The 19,428-nt window shown below is 59.1% G+C and carries 22 protein-coding genes, 1 tRNA gene and 1 other RNA gene; 10 read left to right on the top strand and 14 right to left on the bottom strand.

Going from position 1 to position 19,428, the window contains the following annotated elements; translation table 11 throughout:
- Positions 1–121: 121 nt before the first annotated feature.
- Positions 122–1,681, bottom strand: coding sequence for a carbohydrate porin (locus tag IGS75_RS08255; protein ID WP_202256559.1), 1,560 nt, complete (start codon positions 1,679–1,681; stop codon positions 122–124).
- 297 nt (positions 1,682–1,978) lie between these two features.
- Here IGS75_RS08255 and IGS75_RS08260 point away from each other — a divergent pair, with 297 nt between their 5' ends.
- Positions 1,979–2,587, top strand: coding sequence for a POTRA domain-containing protein (locus IGS75_RS08260; RefSeq protein ID WP_202256560.1), 609 nt, complete (start codon positions 1,979–1,981; stop codon positions 2,585–2,587).
- A 50-nt stretch (positions 2,588–2,637) separates the two neighbouring features.
- Here IGS75_RS08260 and IGS75_RS08265 read toward each other — a convergent pair whose 3' ends face one another.
- From IGS75_RS08265 to IGS75_RS08275, 3 genes are read right to left on the bottom strand one after another with little or no spacing between them, the layout of a single operon-like run.
- Entirely contained in the window at positions 2,638–3,225 is a 588-nt protein-coding gene (locus IGS75_RS08265) for a DUF1643 domain-containing protein (RefSeq protein ID WP_202256561.1), read from the bottom strand.
- Positions 3,222–3,770, bottom strand: a complete 549-nt coding sequence (locus IGS75_RS08270; protein ID WP_202256562.1) for a peroxiredoxin — start codon at positions 3,768–3,770, stop codon at positions 3,222–3,224. The genes IGS75_RS08265 and IGS75_RS08270 overlap by 4 nt, the downstream gene beginning before the upstream one ends.
- Before the next feature lie 51 nt (positions 3,771–3,821).
- Entirely contained in the window at positions 3,822–5,180 is a 1,359-nt protein-coding gene (locus IGS75_RS08275) for a lytic transglycosylase domain-containing protein (protein WP_202256563.1), read from the bottom strand.
- Positions 5,181–5,387: 207 nt separating this feature from the next.
- Between IGS75_RS08275 and IGS75_RS08280 the strand changes: the two genes are divergently transcribed.
- The 3 genes from IGS75_RS08280 (at position 5,388) to IGS75_RS08290 (ending at position 7,358) form a co-directional block, all read left to right on the top strand.
- A complete protein-coding gene (locus IGS75_RS08280) occupies positions 5,388–6,257 on the top strand; it encodes an ABC transporter permease (protein ID WP_202256564.1) in 870 nt (289 codons plus the stop codon).
- A 4-nt stretch (positions 6,258–6,261) separates the two neighbouring features.
- A complete protein-coding gene (locus IGS75_RS08285; RefSeq protein ID WP_141352767.1) occupies positions 6,262–7,059 on the top strand; it encodes an ABC transporter ATP-binding protein in 798 nt (265 codons plus the stop codon).
- Between the two features lie 80 nt (positions 7,060–7,139).
- Entirely contained in the window at positions 7,140–7,358 is a 219-nt protein-coding gene (locus IGS75_RS08290) for a hypothetical protein (protein ID WP_011252962.1), read from the top strand.
- Between the two features lie 33 nt (positions 7,359–7,391).
- On the opposite strand, the gene IGS75_RS08295 is transcribed toward IGS75_RS08290, so the two are convergent.
- From IGS75_RS08295 to ssrA, 3 genes are all read right to left on the bottom strand, one after another.
- Complete coding sequence (locus IGS75_RS08295; RefSeq protein ID WP_011252963.1) at positions 7,392–7,784, bottom strand: VOC family protein; 393 nt, start codon at positions 7,782–7,784, stop codon at positions 7,392–7,394.
- A gap of 92 nt (positions 7,785–7,876) precedes the next feature.
- Entirely contained in the window at positions 7,877–8,452 is a 576-nt protein-coding gene (locus IGS75_RS08300; RefSeq protein ID WP_141352765.1) for an SspB family protein, read from the bottom strand.
- 101 nt (positions 8,453–8,553) lie between these two features.
- Positions 8,554–8,878: a transfer-messenger RNA gene (ssrA, locus tag IGS75_RS08305) on the bottom strand.
- A gap of 93 nt (positions 8,879–8,971) precedes the next feature.
- Between ssrA and thyX the strand changes: the two genes are divergently transcribed.
- Together thyX and IGS75_RS08315 are read left to right on the top strand one after the other, a co-directional pair.
- The gene (gene thyX, locus IGS75_RS08310) at positions 8,972–9,883 is read left to right on the top strand and encodes an FAD-dependent thymidylate synthase (protein WP_202256565.1); all 912 of its coding nucleotides are present in this window, start codon (positions 8,972–8,974) and stop codon (positions 9,881–9,883) included.
- Positions 9,870–10,088 (top strand): hypothetical protein, encoded by a 219-nt coding sequence (locus IGS75_RS08315; RefSeq protein ID WP_202256566.1) that lies wholly within the window; start codon positions 9,870–9,872, stop codon positions 10,086–10,088. The genes thyX and IGS75_RS08315 overlap by 14 nt, the downstream gene beginning before the upstream one ends.
- A gap of 441 nt (positions 10,089–10,529) precedes the next feature.
- Here the strand turns inward: IGS75_RS08315 and IGS75_RS08320 are convergent.
- The 3 genes from IGS75_RS08320 to IGS75_RS08330 all read right to left on the bottom strand — a co-directional run bounded on the left by IGS75_RS08320 (position 10,530) and on the right by IGS75_RS08330 (position 12,062).
- Positions 10,530–10,604, bottom strand: a tRNA-Thr gene (locus IGS75_RS08320).
- A 91-nt stretch (positions 10,605–10,695) separates the two neighbouring features.
- Positions 10,696–10,866 (bottom strand): hypothetical protein, encoded by a 171-nt coding sequence (locus IGS75_RS08325; RefSeq protein WP_167495507.1) that lies wholly within the window; start codon positions 10,864–10,866, stop codon positions 10,696–10,698.
- Positions 10,863–12,062: an Mrp/NBP35 family ATP-binding protein gene (locus IGS75_RS08330; protein ID WP_174787578.1), complete on the bottom strand. Its 1,200-nt coding sequence runs from the start codon at positions 12,060–12,062 to the stop codon at positions 10,863–10,865. Before IGS75_RS08330 ends, IGS75_RS08325 begins: the two co-directional genes overlap by 4 nt.
- 124 nt (positions 12,063–12,186) lie before the next feature.
- On the opposite strand from IGS75_RS08330, the gene IGS75_RS08335 reads away from it, so the two are divergent.
- The 3 genes from IGS75_RS08335 (at position 12,187) to IGS75_RS08345 (ending at position 16,468) form a co-directional block, all read left to right on the top strand.
- Positions 12,187–13,767 (top strand): Do family serine endopeptidase, encoded by a 1,581-nt coding sequence (locus IGS75_RS08335; protein WP_202256567.1) that lies wholly within the window; start codon positions 12,187–12,189, stop codon positions 13,765–13,767.
- A 27-nt stretch (positions 13,768–13,794) separates the two neighbouring features.
- Positions 13,795–14,862 carry an FUSC family protein gene (locus IGS75_RS08340; RefSeq protein ID WP_202256568.1) on the top strand — a complete coding sequence of 356 codons (1,068 nt, stop codon included), beginning with the start codon at positions 13,795–13,797 and terminating at the stop codon, positions 14,860–14,862.
- Between the two features lie 148 nt (positions 14,863–15,010).
- Positions 15,011–16,468, top strand: a complete 1,458-nt coding sequence (locus tag IGS75_RS08345) for a mannitol dehydrogenase family protein (RefSeq protein ID WP_202256569.1) — start codon at positions 15,011–15,013, stop codon at positions 16,466–16,468.
- Between the two features lie 68 nt (positions 16,469–16,536).
- On the opposite strand, the gene IGS75_RS15755 is transcribed toward IGS75_RS08345, so the two are convergent.
- Together IGS75_RS15755 and IGS75_RS08355 are read right to left on the bottom strand one after the other, a co-directional pair.
- Positions 16,537–16,788, bottom strand: coding sequence for a DUF3309 family protein (locus tag IGS75_RS15755; protein ID WP_337249219.1), 252 nt, complete (start codon positions 16,786–16,788; stop codon positions 16,537–16,539).
- Positions 16,748–17,578 (bottom strand): TerB family tellurite resistance protein, encoded by an 831-nt coding sequence (locus IGS75_RS08355; protein ID WP_167495506.1) that lies wholly within the window; start codon positions 17,576–17,578, stop codon positions 16,748–16,750. Before IGS75_RS08355 ends, IGS75_RS15755 begins: the two co-directional genes overlap by 41 nt.
- A 178-nt stretch (positions 17,579–17,756) precedes the next feature.
- Here IGS75_RS08355 and IGS75_RS08360 point away from each other — a divergent pair, with 178 nt between their 5' ends.
- Positions 17,757–18,098 (top strand): hypothetical protein, encoded by a 342-nt coding sequence (locus IGS75_RS08360; protein WP_228123942.1) that lies wholly within the window; start codon positions 17,757–17,759, stop codon positions 18,096–18,098.
- On the opposite strand, the gene IGS75_RS08365 is transcribed toward IGS75_RS08360, so the two are convergent.
- Both IGS75_RS08365 and queG read right to left on the bottom strand, forming a co-directional pair.
- A complete protein-coding gene (locus tag IGS75_RS08365; protein ID WP_141352753.1) occupies positions 18,095–18,325 on the bottom strand; it encodes a ribbon-helix-helix domain-containing protein in 231 nt (76 codons plus the stop codon). The two genes, IGS75_RS08360 and IGS75_RS08365, sit on opposite strands and share 4 nt — an antisense overlap.
- Positions 18,322–19,380: a tRNA epoxyqueuosine(34) reductase QueG gene (queG, locus tag IGS75_RS08370; protein WP_141352751.1), complete on the bottom strand. Its 1,059-nt coding sequence runs from the start codon at positions 19,378–19,380 to the stop codon at positions 18,322–18,324. Before queG ends, IGS75_RS08365 begins: the two co-directional genes overlap by 4 nt.
- Positions 19,381–19,428 lie beyond the last annotated feature (48 nt).

Here is a 19,428-nt window from a genome sequence, read left to right on the forward strand (position 1 = left end):
GCGGGTTATCGGTATAATGCGAATTATTCGCAACTAAATTGTGATTGCCGGAAGGTGACCAGACACGAAAAAGCGGGACCCTTTAGGCCCCGCCTCGCAGAAAATCGCTGTGTTCCGCGTGTCAGAGAACGACGGTGAACTGAACGCCCAGAACGGCAGCGTCATGGAAGGTCGTCGTGGCGCTCGGGCGCTGGATGTACTGGAAGTCCGGTTGAAGTGCCATCGCCCGGGCGATATGGGCCGAATAGAACAGCTCGTACACATTCTCATGACTCTGCGGACCGTAGACCGCACCCCACTGGTTGGTCTGATAGGGCAGGCCAAGTGCCAGGGACGATTCCTGCTGTAGGGCCGCAGTGTGGCTCATGTCGAAATGCTGGTACATGGCGCCCACTGTATCGAGCGGCCGGCCCCAGGCGGCGCCGGTATCGACCAGACCAGCCCATTCATGATCACGCATCGCGACGGTTTTGCCATCGCTGTACATCGCACCCGCCATGGCAATCAGGCCATTTGTTTTGCCGGGGCCATTGCGAACCAACATCTGGTCCAGGATAAGCCAGGCACTGTTACGGCCAGCCTCGTAGCGGCGAGGTTGCCCCGTAAGCTGCCAGGAATTGCCGTGAATGTCCTCGTATAGATTTGCGTAACGCGAATTGTCGTAGGAATAGCCGATGACGTAATGGCCCTGAAGCTGGTTGTGGCCGAACGTGGGGGTCCAGCCGATTTCAACGGGCGTGGAGAATTTACCGAGGCCCGACTGCGCCCAGGACCAGCCCGAAATGCCGCCGTTATAGGAATGCGGGCTGACCGCGAAGAGGCCTGCCATGATATAGGTGTCCATGGTCGGCATGGCTCGGACGACTGCGCCCAGATTGCCTGATGGCCAGTCACGGTTGCCTTCGGTGTACTTGCTCGGCGCGGGATTGCCGCACATGGCGACGTTCATGAAGTCGCAGAACAGCGGGGAGGCGGCAAAAAAGCTGCCGACCGGAATCCAGCCCGCGCTGACGTCGATCCGGTTATGAACGAAGGACATCTCGCCATACATCGCGACCATGTGCGCCACCACGTTGCCTCGGGCACCGTAGATCTGCTGAGCAGCAGCGATGGAGTCGCCGAAATTGCGTGAAACGCTCTGTCCATGGCCGTTGACGATCAGGGTATGCGTCCAGAAATTCCGCACGCCGGCGAGCTTGTCCCAGTCGATATCCAGTTCAATGCCGACCTGTCCGGCGTCGGAATAGGCACGCTCTTTGCCGCCCGTGACGTTGCCGGCAAATTCTTCGTTGATGGCGGCCATGAGGTGAATGCCGTGCTTGAGGAGCCATGGCTGCACGCCACCCCAGTCTCCCAGGAAATGCTGCGATCCCATGGGGGCGGCAAAATACGGCCCCGGGTCTCCTTCGGTCTGGGCAAAGCCGGAGACGGTGTTCTGCATGATGGGCGCGTTGCTGCCACCATTGGCCGGTGTCTCACTGTTCTGGGGGGCAGGAGACGACAGGGCAGCGGCTCTGGAAACGCGGTTGCGGGCGCTGTTGGGGTCAGGGGCAGACTGTGCCTGAGCGTTGTCGATGGCGGCAGTCAGCATGGAAACGGAAAAAAGCCCCATCAGGACAGACTGCAAGTGTTCGGAACGGATTCGGAAAGAATTCCGGGCGAAGGAAGCGAGTACAGGCATGAAGCGGGCGGGGCCTTTTCAATGGAGGTGGTAAAACGGGAGTCTGATGGTGGGTCAAAGCTTCTGGGAGCAGTGTAACCCTGAAAGTCCTGTCAGGGGCAGAATTGGACCCGAGGCGCCAGTACTGGAGGAAAGGCGTCGAAAAGAAGGTGCCATCGGGGTTCGATGGTACTGAACGCATCGGCCCGGAAGATGTTGCTTCAGCCGGGGTTCAGAGAAAAATTTGCCAAAGCAGGGAAGTCCTGTAGCGTAAAAGTCCGAGATTTTCTCATTTTTTCATTAATAGGAGATTGCCAGATGTCCCTTCGCTTCCTGCTGGTCCGGAGTTTTCTTGGTGTTTCGCTTGCCGTGGTCCCTGTTACCGGAATGAGTATCATCGAGCACGCTCACGCCGCTATCCCAGCGTCAACTGTTCCGCTAAAGTTGATGGCGGTAGCCGTTCAGGGCAACAGCCGCGTTCCGACGGCGGATATTTTGCAGGCTTTTGGTCATCACGCGGGTGACATGGTCACGCGCGATGAGCTGGCCGCTGCGCAGAAGCGCGTGGGCGATCTGTATTCGGCCCGGAATGTGGGTGTCAGCTTGGGGGAGCAGATGCGAGTTTCCGGCAAGGCCGTCTCTGTCAAGCTGGTCATTGAGGAGCAGGCTGCAGGTGCAGCGACCCCGACCGCTCTGGTGCTCGACAAGGTAGAGTTCCAAGGGAACAAGAAGGTTTCGACCGCTGATCTGGAAGCCGCGACAAAGCTTCGGGCCGGCGGCCCGGTTACGAACGAGCTTCTGGCCGCAGACATGCAGGCTATTCAGGCCCTCTACAAGAGCAAGAAAGCCTCCGGTTCGATCCAGCCGCAAGCGACCTATCCCAACCATGACCAGCATGTGGTGCTCGTCTGGAGTATCCACGAGTAGGATAAAGTTGGGAACAGATTGTCAGGCTTGTGTTCCGTCAGAAACGCCGCTCAGTCCAGCATATCCGGATCGAGCGGCTGTGGGGTGAGGGCCGCGGGGAGGTAGAGTGGGTGTTCCGGACGCCCGCTTTTGCTCAGACGCAGGGCTGTCACTTTGATGCCGTGATGAGCCAGCATGCGGGCGACTTCTGTCCCCCGCGCGCGTAGGCCCTTGGCCTGTGGGGAGCCGTAAGCCAGAACTACAAGATCGGCCTGTTGGGCCATGTCCAGCAGATGGGCATCGTTGTCCGGTCCGGCAGGGTCGGGCACTTCCAATAGCCGTTTCTGGTCCGTACAGCGATAGGCAAAGCTGTTTCCTACGAACATGCCGCCATAGCCCCAGGCGCGTGCATAGCGTTGGCACTTGGCGACCGTCCGGTCATCGCCGAACTCGGTTGCGACAGATGGATTCATCATCAGCCACATGATCGTGGGACGCTGTTCGTCCCAGACGCGGCGCAGGGTGTAACGGTAACAGTCCTGCGGGCCGCCGTAGATCGCCGTGCTGGTGATGTCTTCAGCAAGCTTCAGAGGACGTGAACCGCCAACATGATGCTGCCCGAACAGGTCCGGAAATGTGGACGGCGAACGGGTACTCACGGATGCTGCTTCAGAGCCTTTACTGCGGCCATGGCACGCGAAACATGCCCGTCAGGAGACATCGAAGCATAGCTCATAACGATATGGCCGTCCTGAGCTATGACGTAAGATGTGCGGCTTGCCATGTGGAGCAGGGGCATTTTGGCAGCATAGCTGAGGGTGATCTTGCCGGTGGGATCGGCTGCAACCGGGAAAACACTGCGGCACTCACTAACTGAGAAGCGGTTCAGCTTGTCGATCGGATCCATGGAGATACCGATGACGGTGGCGCCTTGTGCCTTGAAGTCCGGGATGGCATCCGCGAACTCATGGGCTTCGATCGTGCAGCCTTTGGTGAAGGCAGCCGGGTAGAAATACAGCACGACGGGCCCGGTCTTAAGGGCATCCGCCAGATGATAGGTGAACTCGTGCCCGCCGAGGCTGGCAGAAGCGGAAAAATCCGGAGCATGGGTGCCAGTTTCAAGGGCGGCATGTGCCGGAGTGGTGGTTAGGGCGCCGGTGAGGGCGACAGCGCAGAAAGCGGTCGTTGCAAAGAAGCGGCGCATCGGGGGGTGTATCCCTGTCAGAAAAGCGGGCGGAAAGGCCCGGAAAACGGATCAATATGCGCCGGGCGGAACCACGACGCATGGAGAACCGTGCGACAGACGGCGACAGGCTGCAACTGCATTTTCATGCGTCAGACCGGTGAGGCGGGCGCGATAGAGATGCGAACGGCCCCCCTTCACGCTCTCAACCTGTGGTCGGGCCGAAGCCACTACGGCGCCACCTTTGCTGTGGGCTGCCGACGTGGCGATGCTTGCCTGCTTCGAATTGGCGAAGGCGCCGACCTGAATGGCCCAGTTGCCCGTTGCCGCTTTGGACGACGTGGAGACTGCCGGAAGGGTAATGTGGGGCTGCAGCCGGCTGGCCGGCATGACGGCCATGATTGGCTGAGGCCGCAGGTGATGCCCGATCGGGATTTCCTGTGCCGTAACCCGGTTATCCGCGACTTCGTCATCGGGAACGGACGCCTGCCGGATGGTGGGCCGGGCCGGTGTCGGCGCAAAACCGCGCGCGGCCCAGGCTGCGCTGATGCTAGCGGGGGCCTCGGATCCTGCGGCGGATGCAACCTGGATGGGAGCCGTCTGAGCTGTCGAGGTCGGAGTCTCGGAATCTGAATCGTCAGGCGATGTCCCGGTGGTTTCCCTGTGGCTCCATGCCGCGCTGACGGCCTGCTGCTCGGAAGCAGAAGTGACGGGGGCTATGTCTGCTGATTGTGTGTTCTGGGCCAGCATGACCTGGGAATTGGGGTCGTGCTGGGCGACCAGAAGGTCGGCCGCGGAGCGGTTATGCGGCGTGATGCCAGCGATATGCGGGCCTATGGCAGCCACATAGCGGCGCGTTTCGCGGGGCAGGGCGCGGCCCCGACGGAGATAGCGGTCGAGGCTTCCGGGTCCGTCGTTATAGGCCGCGAGAAAGCCGGGAGATCCGTAGATATCATACATTTGCCGGAGATAGGCCGTCCCCGCGAGGATGTTGTCGTGCGGGTCGTAAGGATCTTCGCCGAGCCCGTATTGCTGGCGCATGTCGTCATAGGTGGGTGGCATGAGCTGAAGAAGGCCCATAGCGCCGGGAACCGATGTGATGAAATTACCGTTATGATCGAAAAGGTGTCCGCCGGATTCCTGCTGCATGACGGCCCGGATCCAGGCTTCGGGTACATCAAAGCGGTTGGAAGCCTCTTGGATGTAAGGCCCCCAGGGATCACTGGGTGGGCCGGGAGGGGCATAATAGGATTTCGCATGGGCGCGGTAATTCGCTGCTTCCTGTGAAACCGGAAGCTCCGATCCGCCGCCCATGTCAGCATTGTTGCCAGCGCAGGCGGCGAGCAGTCCGACCAGACTAAAAGCGACACCCGCACGGATAAGAGACAGGGTGCGGACAGTGGTCCGAAACGGAAAGGCGGGTCTGGGCATCGGGTCTGGGCACCTGAGAAAAACTTGTCTCAATGTGACCAGCATACACGGGGATTACGGCGAAACTAGGAAAAAGGGCTCTGCAGAACAGATTTTCTAACAGAAAACAGCTTACGGAAAGGAGTGTAGCGGAGATTTATTTCCCGAATATGAGCTTCTCCCGCCCGCCTTCTTGCCGGGGGTGGGGGGATCGGGTAGGCGGACCATATGAGTGTATCTCCTCCAGCTTCAGATGTCGCACGTAACGATGCGCCGCACAGGCAGGTCAGTCGTGATGCTCTTCGGGGCAGTCCTGCGGCTCGGGCTTGGGCTGACTGGAAAGAAACACGGCGTTTATGGCGTCTGGGTGTCAGGCTGGGCTGGCTCGATATCAGGCTCCGGTACCGCGGGTCCGCGCTCGGGCCGTTCTGGCTGACCATTACCTCTGCCCTGATGGTCGCTTCGATGGGGACGCTCTACAGTAAGCTGTTTCACATGCAGCTTGCGTCCTATCTACCGTTTCTGTCGCTGTCGCTGACTCTGTGGAGCGTCGGGTTCTCCAGCCTGATCCAGGAATCCTGCACATGCTTCCTTGATGCCGAGGACATGGTGCGATCTGTTCGACTGCCGTTCCTGCTGTATGCGGTGCGGGTCGTGGTGCGCAATGCAATCGTTTTCGCTCACAACATCGTCGTGCCGCTTGGCGTGTTCGCCCTCTATCATCTCTGGCCGGGGATCGACGCCCTGCTGGCGATCCCTGCGCTTGTGCTGTGGGGATTGGACGGTTTTGCCGCCTGTATGTTGTTTGGTTCGCTCTGCGCGCGTTTCCGCGATGTCGCACCGATCATCGGCGCGCTGTTACAGATCGTGTTCTATGTCACGCCGGTCATCTGGATGCCGCAGCAGCTCGGGCCCAGGGCAGCTTACCTGCTGTACAATCCGTTCTATCCGCTGCTGGAAATCGTGCGTGAGCCGCTTCTGGGCCGTGTGCCGTCCTTGCAGATCTGGAGCATTGCGCTGGTCACCAGCGTCGTGTTCTGGCTGATTGCCGTGCGGTCATTCATCCGGGTGCGGTCGCGCCTGGTTTTTTGGATCTGACGCCATGGCCCATATCCGTCTTGAAGATCTATCCCTGTCTTTCCCCGTACTCCACGGCGGTTCCCGCTCCCTGAAAAAGACCCTGCTGTCCCGTGCCCGAAGCACTGTGTCCGGAAAGACGGAAGCGGTTGGTGGGAGGATGCGGGTGAGCGGCAATGCCGCCGAGGTCGTGGAAGTCCAGGCTCTTTCTCGGGTCAGCTTCACGATTTCGGAAGGAGAAAGGGTCGGCCTCGTTGGGCATAATGGGGCGGGAAAATCGACGCTGCTGCGTGTTCTGGCCGGGATTTATGAAACGGATGATGGGATTCTGGATATCGAAGGCGATACCCATGCTCTTATCGATCCGAAAGCCGGCATGAACAGCGAGCTCACGGGGCGAGAAAACATCCAGCTCTTCGCCTGCCGGATGGGACTGACCAGGGCAGCAACGCAGGAGCTGGAAAAGGATGTGGAGGCGTTCTCAGATCTGGGTGTGTTTTTCGATCTTCCGGTCCGTCTCTATTCCTCGGGTATGTCCATCCGGTTGGGTTTCGCGCTGGCAACGGTACCGCGCTCCCGCATCCTGCTGATGGACGAATGGTTCATGGCCGGTGACCAGAAGTTTCAGGACAAGGCCAGGTCGCGGCTGGAAGGGATGGTCGATGCGGCGGAGATCTTGGTCGTGACATCGCATGCGCTGACGGTTCTGCGTCAATGGTGCACGCGCATCATCTGGATGGAGAGCGGGGAGGTCCGCATGGATGGTCCGGCTGCGGATGTGCTGGACGCCTATGAGGCAGCGGTGGCGGCAACGCCCGTCTAGGGTGTGCTGCTGGCGGAGTTGGTATCCGATCTTGCGTGGAGTAGGCTGCCTCCTGGTTTTGACATTCAGGGAGACAGTTCATGTCTTATGCCGCTATTGACGCCGCGCGCGTCGCCAAAGCGTCCGAGTCCGCTCTGCAGACTTTATCGACCGTCAAAGAAACGTCCGAGGCTCACCAGCGCAAGACGATCATGATCGAACGCATTCACGCCCTCGCCAAGGCTGCGGCCGAAACGAAGGACTGTAATGCCATCACGCTGACTTCCGAAGAGTTCTGGCTGATTTCCAAGAATTGGTGACCCAGTGGGCGGCGGGGCGTTGCTCTGTCGTCCTCAGCCGTTATAGGAGGCGAGTTCGATCAGATTACCGTCCGGGTCGCGGCAATAGACGGACGTGATCGGACCCAGCGCCCCTAAACGCGCTACCGGGCCTTCGACGATCTCCACTCCGCATTTTTCCAGATGCCGGACGATATGTTCGCTGGCGATGGCTGTCGTAAAGCACAGGTCTGACGTTCCCGGCGCGGCATCGCCCGCCGTCTCCCAGCCTTCTGAGCCTTCAGGACGCAGATTAATTTTCTGCCCGCCAAAGCTAAGGGCCACACGGTTGTTGCGGCCGTATTCGTCGATATCCATTCCCAGAACACGCTGATACCAAGACGCAGACAGGGTCCGGTCTCGGACGGTCAGCACGATATGGTCAAGGCGATCGACGGTAAAGCGCATGGGGATCCCTCATGAGAGCGACATTCCGGCTAATATAGGCCGGAAAAACACTGTCTGGCCAATCTGTTTTCGAAATCCTGCAGGGCGGATGCTCAGGTTGGCGGCCGCTTTCGGAATGCGGCTAGGCTAACGACTTCCGCATCTTTCTTTACGTCTTTGGAGGGTGCCGTTTCCGGCTGGACCTCAGGGTGGTGAGCGGGATCGATATCGTCCGGCTCTACAGCGCCTTCGGGGATTTCGACGTCGTCATCCTCCTCCAGCGGGGAATGGCTGAAGCGCAGCGCCATGCGGATATGGGGATCAGCAAAGGCCGTGATGGCGTTCACGGGGATGCTCAGGATGCTGCCGACGCCGCCGAAGGAGAGGCCAACGGAAATCACGTTCTTCTCGCGGTTCAGCGCCAGATCCCAGAACTGGTGCTGAAGAACGATGGTCATTTCTTCGGGATACTGTGCCCGCAGACGGGCAGGGATGATCACATCCGGCCGGTTCGTCCGGAACGTCAGATAGAAGTGATGGGCCCCCGGCAGCCCCTCGGCCGCAACATGCTCGATCGCACGCAGCATGACCTCACGATAGGCGTCTTCCACCCAGTCATCATAAGGGAGAAGGCTTTCGGGAAGCTCGTGCTCGAAGCCGTCCTGGCCGTTGTGATCGTCGTCGCTCATGGTCGCAAGCCTGATGTTTCGGTCAACTTTCATCAAGGGATGCGACAGACCGGCACAGATGGCAAGCCGTCTTTGAGAGGAATGTCGGAGACATGATGAGGTGGGAGGGCTTCTGTTGCCCGGTGCCCTCCCGAACCGCGCTTATCGCTTATGCAGCGACAGCGAGCACCTCTGAGTTATCGTTGGCACTTGTAAGTTTAGCCCGATGACGGTGGTACAATGCCGGGCAAAAGATAAGTCTTTACCGTGCGCGTCGAGCCTGTTTCGTCCCCACAGACCCCTTTTGCGAGGGGTTTTTCATGGTGGAGACGCCGGGCACTGCCCCCGGGTCCACAACACTTATTCCACTTACCGTTTATCGCCATAGCCGGGGACGAACCCCTTGCATTGGTGAACATAGGAGCCCGGCTGTCCTGTCGCAAGGGAAAAGCGGCTACGAAAAAAATTAGACGTCCGGAATCGTGTCAATCCGATTCATTCGGATGACGCGGGACGAAAGCGCATGCTAAAGCCGCCGCCATGGCACTGACATCCGAACAGCGCGCTGAAATCGAAGCGCAGCGCAGCGAACCCCAGCTTACGTCCCGTCCGACCGTGGCGGCGATGGAAAACCTGCTTTTCACGCCTTTCGAGGTGCTGGATCATGGTTTCCTGCGCGTGGTCGATTATATGGGCGACGATGGCGCGGTCGTTCAGGCTGCGCGTGTGTCCTATGGTCGCGGGACGAAGAAGGTGTCCGAAGATGCGGGTCTGATCCGCTATCTGATGCGTCACCGTCATTCGACGCCGTTCGAGATGTGCGAGATCAAATTCCATGTGAAGCTGCCAGTGTTCGTCGCGCGGCAGTGGATTCGTCACCGTATGGCGAGCGTGAACGAGTATTCGGCGCGCTATTCCATTCTGGATCGGGAATTCTACCTTCCGGCGACGGATCAGGTCGCTGCGCAGAGCAGTTCAAACCGGCAGGGACGCAGCGATGCACTGGATGTCGAGACAGCGCATGAGGTTCTGGAAATCCTGCGCCGGGATGCCAGCCAGTGCTACGACGATTATGAGAGCCTGCTGAACCCTGAAGGTACGGGGCTGGCGCGTGAGCTTGCACGGATCAATCTGACCCTGAACACCTACACGCAGTGGTACTGGAAGATCGATCTGCACAATCTGATGCATTTCCTCGCCCTGCGCGCTGATCCGCATGCGCAGTACGAGATCCGTGTCTATGCGGAAAAGATGATCGAAATTCTCAAGGCCTGGGTGCCCGCGACGTCTGCGGCATTCGAGGAATATCGTCTTGGCGCCTTCACGCTTTCTGCTGGTATGCTAAAGGTGGTGCGCCGCCGTCTGACCGGTGAAACGGTCACGCAGGAAAATTCGGGCCTGACCAAGCGTGAATGGTCGGAAATGGTGGCGGTTCTGGATGGCCAATCCTGAATCCAGCCCCGGCTTCGCATCTCTTGGAAACGATTCCGCCAAAAGCGATCTTGAACGGCTGATGAGCGAGGCGCGGGAGGCACAGCTTGAAAGCCCTGTGGAAGACGCTCCTGTAAAGCCACCCAATCTTCTTGTCTGGGCCGGGATAGCGGGCTCGCTTGTCCTGATATCTGTTGCCATTCATTTTTTCTGGCATGCTCCATAAAATATTTGATCCAATAAACGGTAAGTAAAAGCAGATATTTTCTGTTTTTTTACTTCATGGGTCGTCATGAGAGATTCAGCGGGGATTCGTGTGAATTTTATCACATTTATCTCAGGGCTTTTTACAAACAGACTTATCCACAAGGTGTTACCATCTGCCTGGAGCGCTCCGATTCGTATTTCTGGGAGCGTAAAATTTTTTAAGATATTGATTTAATGCGATAATTTTAGAATCGGGTCAGCAAGGCTGATCAGGATTTAGCGCCAAGTCTGTCAAGACGATTATTGGAATACCCACATTTCACCCTCTGTGGGTGCGATACTTGTGCACTACTGGTGCGGGGTAAGAATTCTGATTTTATGGCAAAAATGCGCAGGTAAACTACGCCCTGAACGGCATTAGCCGTCCGCCCGTCGCTGTCGCCATGCTTTTCGAAAAAGCTGGTGCCGGGTGAGGGATTTGAACCCCCGACCTTCGGTTTACAAAACCGCTGCACTACCACTGTGCTAACCCGGCATCGGTAGTGCGGGTTTTTCCATGTCCGGGGCTGTCAGGTCAAGCGCCCGAGAACGATTCTTTGTTCGCGTGCCAGATTTTCGTTTGGATTTCAGCGCGGGATGGGGGTGATCAGGTCTGCGGGCGGAGGCAGATGCTGTGAGTCTTTCGTAAAGCCATAGCCGTCGGAAGAAAGCCCCTGATGCGTGACCGTATGGGAGCAGCCAGTCAGTGTCAGGCCTGCTCCCGTCAGGCAGGCGCCGAGGAGAAGAATACGGATCATGACGGCTCTTTCGTGCTGTGTTCGGAAGGCAGGGAACGGGCCACAACCTGCGCAAGCCGTGTATAGGCCTGAGCCGCTTCGCTGTCGGGTGCGGAAAGGATGATCGGAGTCCCGTCATCGCTACTTGCGCGGATATCGGCGAGCAGCGGGATCTCCGTGAGGAATGGAACGCCCATTTTTTCGGCTTCGGCTTTGGCGCCCCCGTGCCCGAACAGCTCCGTCCGGTGGTTGCAGTTCGGGCAGCAGAAATAGGACATGTTCTCGACGACGCCAAGGATGGGCGTTGCCATCCGCTCGAACATGGCCACGCCGCGACGTGCATCCAGCAACGCGATATCCTGAGGTGTGGAGACGATGACTGCGCCACCGGCAGCAAGCTTGGGGCCGAGCTTCTGGGCCAGGGTCAGTTGGGCGTCGCCGGTACCGGGGGGCATGTCGATTACGAGGACGTCGAGTTCGCCCCATTCGACTTCACCCAGAAACTGCGTCAGGGCGCCCATGACCATCGGGCCGCGCCAGATCATGGCCTGGTTCTCGTCCACCAGATAGCCGATCGACATGCTTTTCAGGCCCCAGGCTTCGATCGGCAGGATCGTCCCGTCCACGACTTCCGGGCGGGCGTTGCGTCCCAGCATCCGCGGCAGGGACGGGCCATAGATGTCTGCGTCGAGAAGGCCGGTTTTCAGGCCCTGCTGGGCCAGCCCGACCGCCAGGTTGACGGCCGTAGTGGACTTGCCCACGCCACCCTTGCCCGATGCGACGGCAATGACGACCTTGACGCCGGGCAGCAGCGTCTCAGGCGCATGTCTGCTTGCGGCATTGCGGCGTTTGTCGCCCAAGTTGAAAGGACGGTGGCCGCCGCCCTGAGTTGGGGCATTGGCAGCGGCCGGCGTTGCGGGACGATGGGACGTGAAGGACAGCGTGGCGCCCGTGATGCCGGGCAGGCTCGCAATTGCGGCTTCGACGCGCGGCCGCAGTGGCTCCACGCGCGACGCGTTCTCGCGCGACGTCGCCAGCGAGACATGGGCATGACCTTTGCGGACCGATACGCTCTCCAGAGTGGCAAAAGACAGGACGTTCGAGCCCTGGGCGTCCTGCTCGCTTTTCAGGATGTCGGTAATGCGGGTCTCGGCGCTGGGAAGATGGGTCTCCGGGGAGCCGGGCGGCATGTTGTTGGGGGGCGTGGTGTCAGTCATGCCGGGCTCTCATCAGGGGAACATCGTATCGGAAAGGACTCTGAGCCTAGCATGACCGGGCCAAAAACGCATCCTGAACGGCGGGATGGTGACTAAGGGCCACGTTCTGCGTTAGCGTGCAGGTATGAAAAACCTGCTCGCCCGTTTCGGCTCCCGTCGTGCTGCCTGTCTTGCTGTTTCCGGTATGGCCTTGTCCTTCGCGGGCGGCTGGAGTGTGAGCCCTGTTTTTGCCCAGAGCGGGCCCCCGACTTCAAGCCAGCCGTCTTCGGCGCCGACCCCGGCGCCGCGCTCCGTGCCGTCGAGCTTCGCGGATCTGGCGAACAGGCTGCTTCCCTCGGTCGTAAATGTCTCGACATCCGCAGTGCTCAAGCCGTCAAAGAATGATGATAAGGGCCCAGATTCCAGCGCTCCGGACGGCTCGCAGGTGCCCCCGTTCCAGCCGGGCTCCCCGCTGGAAAAGTTCTTCCATGATTACCTGAAGCACAAACCTGCCCCTAACCAGCCACCGCGCCGGCAACAAGCTCTGGGCTCGGGTTTCATCATTGATGCGTCCGGTATCATCGTGACGAACAACCACGTCATTGAAGGAGCGGATCAGGTCAGCGTGACGCTTCAGGACGGGACGGAAATGCCGGCTCGGATCGTAGGGCGTGACAGTCAGGTCGATCTGGCAGTGCTCGAGGTCAAGCCGAAGCATTCGCTCCCGACCGTTCCGCTCGGGCAGAGCGACAAGGCGCGGATCGGGGACTGGGTTCTGGCGATCGGAAATCCATTCGGCTTGAATGGGACTGTGACTGCGGGCATCATTTCTTCGCGTGGACGAAACGTCGAACACGGTCTGTATGACGATTACATCCAGACCGATGCGGCCATCAATCGCGGTAATTCGGGTGGTCCGTTGTTCAATCTGTCTGGCGAGGTCATCGGTATCAATACGTTGATTTATGGTGGCGCGGGTGGCGATTCCATTGGCATCGGCTTTGCTATTCCGGCTGATGATGCGCGCGGAATTATCGATCAGCTTCGTCGAACGGGGCATGTCTCCCGTGGCTGGATGGGGCTGAAGTTCCAGAACGTGACGAACGACATTGCAGAGACGCTCGATTTTCACAAGCCGGATGGTTCCAACGGCAAGGGGACGCTGATTTCGGAAATCGATCCGAAAGGGCCTGCTGCAAAAGCCGGACTTGAGGTCGGCGATATCATCACTCGCGTGGGCGATCAGGACGTGACCGGACAGACCATGCCGCGCATCATCGCGTCCATCCTGCCTGGTGCGAAGGCGCAGTTGACAGTCTGGCATAAGGGTGCGCTCAAAACGCTGCCGATTACGCTAGGCCAGTCGCCTACGCCGCCGGACATGCCGCCGTCGGACACACATCAGCCCGAACATCCTCATGCGGCACTAGGCGAGCTGGGTGTAACGGTCAGTTCGATCGATGCTGATGCCCGCACGCAGTACGCCCTGACCGACGACCAGCGCGGCGTTCTCGTCTCGCGTGTCGAGGCCGGAAGCCCCGCTGCATCGCGCGGGATTGCGGAAGGAAACGTCATCACACAGGTCGGACAGGACCAGATCAACACGCCGGATGATTTCGCCAAGGCCGTGCAGCGTCTGCATGAGCGCAAGAAGACGGAAGTGCTGCTGCTGGTTCAGGACGATGACGGACTCCGCTGGGTACCGGTGCCCTTTCTTGGGAACTGATGCCGTTTCGTTGCGCTGAAAGTTGCCATGAACTTTCTGACACGTCTGGGCCAGAAATGGCTGTCCGTGCCGCCCCGACATAGCGGATGGCGCGAAGTGATGCGCCCAGCGACGCGCCAGACCATCCGCGTTTTGGTGTCGGTCGTGGTGGCTTGGATTGTGGGTTCGCTCATACATCTGCCGGAGATGATCTGGGCGTTGGTGACAGCGCTGATCGTCACGCAGTCCAGTATTAGCCAAACCATGACGACGGCGCGGGCGCAGATCAGCGGTACGCTGATCGGGGCGCTGGCAGGGGTGTGTGCGGTCGTTCTGGAGATCATGACGGGCCTGCGCTGGCTTCCGTTCTGGATCATGCTGGCCCCGCTGGTGTTTCTGACCGCCATCCAGCCGACGCTGCGTTTTGCCTGCATTACGCTGATAATCGTGTATCTTTTCCCGAGTCAGGGTAGTCCGTTCCTGCCCATGATAACGCGGCTCCTGGCCATCGTGGTCGGTGTCGCGGTTTCGATTGTGGTGTCGTTCTGCATCCTGCACAACAGCGCGCGCAAACAGGCTTTTCATACGGCCGCGCGTCTGTTGCGTCGCATGGATCAGCTTCTCAAAAGTGCGCTTGATCAGAACACGGGCTGGGCGGTGATCGAGCGCCAGAATGATGATTGTGTGACTCTGCTGAAGGAGCTGGAAGACGCCGTGACCGAGGCACGGCGCGAGCGTTGGAAGGAGCTGGAAAAGCGCGATCCGGTTTTGGCAGCGCTCCCTAGATTGATGCGGCGTTTGTTGACCGACATGATGCTGGTGGCACGTGCCATTGCGACGGGGCGTGCGACCGGGAACACAGGCCTGCTGCCTTTGTACAAGGGGCTGAGTCATGCGCTGCGTGGGCTGGCACATAGTTGCGAAGAGCAGTTGCGCGCAAAGCAGAACCAGCATGAACAGCAGTCCGAAGACGAGGAAATCCTCGACCTCCTGCCGCGATTGGAAGAGCAGACCCGTCCTGAGATGCGTTTTGTGATGTCCCTGTTCCGCGAGGATCTCGAACGGGCTGTTGGGGTGCTCATGCGTTCTGATGCGAGTGCCGCAAAAGGTCTCTGAACAGGACGTCCCGCGGAGGGCAGTCAGAGGTCGAAATGGCTCCTGTTGAAACCGTCATTCGGTTTTTACGTTGTTTCGGGGCTATGATGGCACATGCCCGGCCTTGTCGGTCCCCGTCAGCGACCGGCCCGAAACCACGGAGAATTCCATGATTACGCGCGAAACCCTTAAGTCTCTTCCTGCCAATGTCCAGGCTCCCCCCTATGACATCGACGGGATCAAGCCTGGGATCGTGCATTTCGGTGTAGGTAACTTTTTTCGAGCCCATGAGGCGTTCTACGTCGAGCAGATTCTTGAACACGCTCCGGACTGGGCGATTGTTGGTGTTGGCCTGACGGGCAGTGACCGTTCAAAGAAAAAAGCCGAGGAATTCAAGGCCCAGGACTGCCTGTATTCCCTGACCGAGACGGCTCCGTCCGGCAAGAGCACGGTGCGCGTCATGGGCGCGCTGCGTGACTATCTGCTTGCCCCGGCCGATCCGGAAGCCGTGCTGAAGCATCTTGTTGATCCGGCCATCCGCATCGTTTCCATGACGATTACGGAAGGCGGCTACAACATCAACGAGACGACCGGTGCGTTCGATCTGGAGAATGCGGCAGTAAAGGCCGACCTCAAGAACCCGGAAAAGCCGTCTACCGTTTTCGGTTACGTGGTCGAGGCCCTGCGTCGTCGTTGGGATGCCGGTGGTAAGGCATTTACGGTCATGTCCTGTGATAACCTGCGTCATAACGGCAATGTCGCCCGCAAGGCCTTCCTCGGCTATGCGAAGGCGCGCGATCCGGAGTTGGCGAAGTGGATTGAGGAAAACGCGACCTTCCCGAACGGAATGGTTGATCGCATCACCCCGACCGTCTCGGCGGAAATCGCCAAGAAGCTCAACGCGGCCAGTGGGCTGGATGACGACCTGCCGCTGGTGGCCGAGGATTTCCATCAGTGGGTGCTGGAAGACCAGTTTGCGGATGGCCGTCCGCCGCTTGAAAAAGCCGGCGTGCAGATGGTCGGGGACGTGACGGACTGGGAGTATGTCAAGATCCGAATGCTCAATGCAGGGCATGTCATGCTCTGCTTCCCGGGCATTCTGGTCGGCTATGAGAATGTGGATGACGCCATTGAAGACAGCGAACTCCTTGGCAATCTGAAGAACTATCTCAACAAGGATGTCATCCCGACCCTGAAGGCGCCTTCAGGCATGACGCTCGAAGGCTATCGGGACAGCGTCATCAGCCGTTTCTCCAACAAGGCGATGTCGGACCAGACGCTCCGGATTGCTAGCGATGGCTGTTCCAAGGTTCAGGTGTTCTGGACGGAAACCGTGCGGCGGGCGATCGAAGACAAGCGGGATCTGTCACGCATAGCGTTCGGAATTGCATCCTATCTCGAAATGCTGCGTGGTCGCGACGAGAAGGGCGGGACGTATGAATCGTCCGAGCCGACTTATGGCGACGCCGAATGGAAGTTGGCCAAGGCGGACGACTTCGAAAGTTCTCTGAAGCTCCCGGCGTTCGATGGGTGGCGCGATCTGGATACGTCCGAACTGGATCAAAAGGTCATCGTGCTGCGGAAGATCATCCGCGAAAAGGGCGTAAAAGCCGCCATCCCGGCCTGAATTCGGCTTTTAGGGTAGCGACTGAAACAGAAAACCGCGCTCTGGAAGGAGCGCGGTTTTTTTTATGCTCAGATCTGTCCCATCAGGACAAGAATCACGACGACCACGATCAGGACAAGTCCGCTGGAGGGGGAGTCCCATTTCGAACTGTACGGCCATGACGGCAGCGCACCGAGATCAGGATTACAAGAAGGATCAGTCCCATGGCACATCTCTCTTGCCGGTTGAGACTGGTCTGTGTTCCGGGTGTCTAAAAAGTTTCCGTAGGGGCGCGAAAGATCAAAGCTGTCGGTCGCGCTTAATCCGGTCCCAAGCCGCATTGATGCGGGCCACCCGGTCCTGTGCGCGTTTGCGCTCTGTCTCTGACATAGGTTTCTGGGCCAGCACGTCCGGATGATGTTCGCGGATCAGGGTACGCCAGCGCACGCGGATTTCTGTGTCAGTTGCGCTGCGGGTGATGCCGAGAATACGATAGGCATCCGGCTCGTTTCCGCTGGCGGCGCGATTGTTGCCGCTTTCGGCCCGGTCCCATGCTCCTGGCGGCAGGCCAAATGCCCCGTGAACGCGCTGCAGAAAATCGATTTCCTTCGGGTGAAGTTCGCGGCTGGGGCCTGCATCGGCACGGGCGATGCGGAACAGTGCCGTCATGAGGTTCTCAAGCGGCGCCGTATTATCGGCATAGGCCTTGCCCATTTCGCGGGCATACATCTCGAAATCGTCCGTCCGGTCGCGGGCGCGATCGAACAGCATGCCGACTTCCTTGGTGTTATCGGGGGGGAACTGGAAGCAGGTCTTGAAAGCGTTGATTTCGTGCCGGTTCACCGGCCCATCGATCTTCGCCAGCTTCGCGCACAGGGCAACAAGGCCGATGGCGTAAAGCTGATCTCGTTTGCCCAGGGCCGCAGCAATCTTGGCAGCGCCGAAAAAGGCCGCGCTGTTGGGATCGGGACGGCCATTCGCGGGAAAGCGCTCACTCCAGCCGCCCGTTGAGGGCTTGAGTAGCGAACCGTTATCGGCGGCATGCCCCAGCGCTGCGCCCATCAGTGCTCCGAAAGGACCACCAACCGCGAAGCCCGCGACACCACCGAACATCTTGCCCCAGATAGCCATGTCATCAACCTAGCACGCCCGCTCACAGCGGCAAATGACAGATCGCAGGCTGGGTGTAGGTGCTGATGCGCCAACCGTCCGGGCTTGCGGTGTGGTATAAGCTGGGAGTTACGAACTTATCGCTGTCTCATGCTTTTGAGGCGCAGGTTCTTCTGTTCGTTTCATGACGGATATTTTTATGCCCACCTTGATCCAGACTGCTACTTCGATCCCTTTCCGCTCTGATGATGAACTGATGGATCTTTTGATCAAGCGTCTGCCAATGTGGCTGCAGAAAGTGCTGAACTGGTTGCGGGAAGCGGATCATAAATGGGTTCGGATTCCGGCAGGCGTGCTTTTCATGCTGGGCGGCGTTCTGTCCATCCTGCCTGTTCTGGGTCTGTGGATGCTGCCGATCGGCGTGATGTTGCTTGCGCAGGATATTCCGCTCTTCCGTCGCCTTCAGGGCCGCCTCCTGCGCTGGATCGAACGTCAACATCCGGATTGGCTGGGCCTTTCGGCGAAAAGCGGCGGAAGCTAACCGCTCGTCTGGACGTGTTTCTGAAGATGTATCAGCGCTGCAACCCGCAGGGCTGAAGCCAGTGGGCGCTCTGGTGGTCGCGCGGCATCGAGAGAAGCCACCAGAGACGCAAAGCTCTGCTGGCGGACTGCGGCCATCGCGTCCAGTACCGTCCAGAACTCGGGTTCCAGTGCCACGGACGTCCGGTGTCCTGACAGAGACAGACTACGTTTGACGAGATCACTCATTTCGGTTGTGCCTCAAGGCGGTTCAAAGCCCATTGCGCGGTTTCTGAAACATCAGGATCCGGATCACTCAGCAGCTCCCGCGCAGAAGATATGAGCGACGGATCGGCCGAGTTGCCGATCGCGATCAGGACGTTACGTACGAACCGGTTGCGTCCGATCCGTTTGACCGGAGAGCCAGCAAAAAACGTCCGGAATGTCGCATCATCCAGTCGCACCAGTCCGTCGAGTTTTGGTGCAATCAGCTCCGGGCGGGCCTGAAGCTTGATGTGCCGCGCGCTTTCTGCAAAGCGGTTCCATGGACAGACGGCCAGACAATCATCGCAGCCATAGATGTGATTGCCGATTTTTGGCCGTAGTTCATGCGGGATCGGGCCTTTATGCTCGATCGTCAGATATGAGATGCAGCGTCGTGCATCCATCTTCCCCGGCCCTGTGAAGGCTTCTGTCGGGCAGGCGGTTAGGCAGCGCGTGCAGGAACCACAGCCTCCACCCATGGGGGCAGACGGTGTCAGTTCCAGCGTGGTATAGATTTCGCCCAGCAGCAGCCATGACCCATGCTCACGCGACACGAGACAGGTATGCTTTCCCGTCCAGCCAAGATGAGCTTTTTCCGCCAGTGCCCGCTCGGAGACAGGAGCTGTATCCACGAAGACCTTTACTTGCGTCTCCGGGCCACCCAACTTCACGACGAACTGCGCCAGATGTTTGAGCATTCCTTTGATGACGTCATGGTAGTCCCGGTTACGGGCATAGACGGAGATATTGCCGCACTCGGGATTGGTTGTCGGTCCTTCGGCAGGGGCGTAGGACAGGCCGAGCGAAATTACACTTCGGACTTCGGGCCACAGGGCCTGTGGGTGGGAGCGTTCCTCGATACGCGTTTCCATCCAATCCATCGTGCCATGATAGCCCTGCGCGACGAATTCCCGCAAGTTCCGAGCCACTTCCGGCCCGAGTTCCGCCTTGCAAAATCCGACCGCGTCGAAACCGAGATGCAGGGCATGTGCCGCAATTCGGGCTTCAAGCCCTGTATCGGGTTTTGGGGAGGTAGGCATTGAAGGAACAGGTCTCGCCGGTGAACGGGGAGCCGTTATGCCATCAGG

It is taken from the genome of Gluconobacter sphaericus, assembly GCF_016757795.1.
Classification (GTDB): Bacteria; Pseudomonadota; Alphaproteobacteria; order Acetobacterales; family Acetobacteraceae; genus Gluconobacter; species Gluconobacter sphaericus.

Coding starts and splice junctions, on each gene's coding strand:
- IGS75_RS08355 (WP_167495506.1), bottom strand. CDS start 17,578: ATGGCTATCTGGGGCAAGATGTTCGGTGGTGTCGCGGGCTTCGCGGTT.
- IGS75_RS15755 (WP_337249219.1), bottom strand. CDS start 16,788: ATGCGGCTTGGGACCGGATTAAGCGCGACCGACAGCTTTGATCTTTCG.
- IGS75_RS08365 (WP_141352753.1), bottom strand. CDS start 18,325: ATGAGTGATCTCGTCAAACGTAGTCTGTCTCTGTCAGGACACCGGACG.
- IGS75_RS08315 (WP_202256566.1), top strand. CDS start 9,870: ATGGCCAATCCTGAATCCAGCCCCGGCTTCGCATCTCTTGGAAACGAT.
- queG (WP_141352751.1), bottom strand. CDS start 19,380: ATGCCTACCTCCCCAAAACCCGATACAGGGCTTGAAGCCCGAATTGCG.
- IGS75_RS08280 (WP_202256564.1), top strand. CDS start 5,388: ATGAGTGTATCTCCTCCAGCTTCAGATGTCGCACGTAACGATGCGCCG.
- IGS75_RS08285 (WP_141352767.1), top strand. CDS start 6,262: ATGGCCCATATCCGTCTTGAAGATCTATCCCTGTCTTTCCCCGTACTC.
- IGS75_RS08300 (WP_141352765.1), bottom strand. CDS start 8,452: ATGAGCGACGACGATCACAACGGCCAGGACGGCTTCGAGCACGAGCTT.
- IGS75_RS08270 (WP_202256562.1), bottom strand. CDS start 3,770: ATGCGCCGCTTCTTTGCAACGACCGCTTTCTGCGCTGTCGCCCTCACC.
- IGS75_RS08290 (WP_011252962.1), top strand. CDS start 7,140: ATGTCTTATGCCGCTATTGACGCCGCGCGCGTCGCCAAAGCGTCCGAG.
- IGS75_RS08295 (WP_011252963.1), bottom strand. CDS start 7,784: ATGCGCTTTACCGTCGATCGCCTTGACCATATCGTGCTGACCGTCCGA.
- IGS75_RS08255 (WP_202256559.1), bottom strand. CDS start 1,681: ATGCCTGTACTCGCTTCCTTCGCCCGGAATTCTTTCCGAATCCGTTCC.
- IGS75_RS08330 (WP_174787578.1), bottom strand. CDS start 12,062: ATGACTGACACCACGCCCCCCAACAACATGCCGCCCGGCTCCCCGGAG.
- IGS75_RS08345 (WP_202256569.1), top strand. CDS start 15,011: ATGATTACGCGCGAAACCCTTAAGTCTCTTCCTGCCAATGTCCAGGCT.
- IGS75_RS08360 (WP_228123942.1), top strand. CDS start 17,757: ATGCCCACCTTGATCCAGACTGCTACTTCGATCCCTTTCCGCTCTGAT.
- IGS75_RS08340 (WP_202256568.1), top strand. CDS start 13,795: ATGAACTTTCTGACACGTCTGGGCCAGAAATGGCTGTCCGTGCCGCCC.
- IGS75_RS08335 (WP_202256567.1), top strand. CDS start 12,187: ATGAAAAACCTGCTCGCCCGTTTCGGCTCCCGTCGTGCTGCCTGTCTT.
- thyX (WP_202256565.1), top strand. CDS start 8,972: ATGGCACTGACATCCGAACAGCGCGCTGAAATCGAAGCGCAGCGCAGC.
- IGS75_RS08325 (WP_167495507.1), bottom strand. CDS start 10,866: ATGATCCGTATTCTTCTCCTCGGCGCCTGCCTGACGGGAGCAGGCCTG.
- IGS75_RS08260 (WP_202256560.1), top strand. CDS start 1,979: ATGTCCCTTCGCTTCCTGCTGGTCCGGAGTTTTCTTGGTGTTTCGCTT.
- IGS75_RS08275 (WP_202256563.1), bottom strand. CDS start 5,180: ATGCCCAGACCCGCCTTTCCGTTTCGGACCACTGTCCGCACCCTGTCT.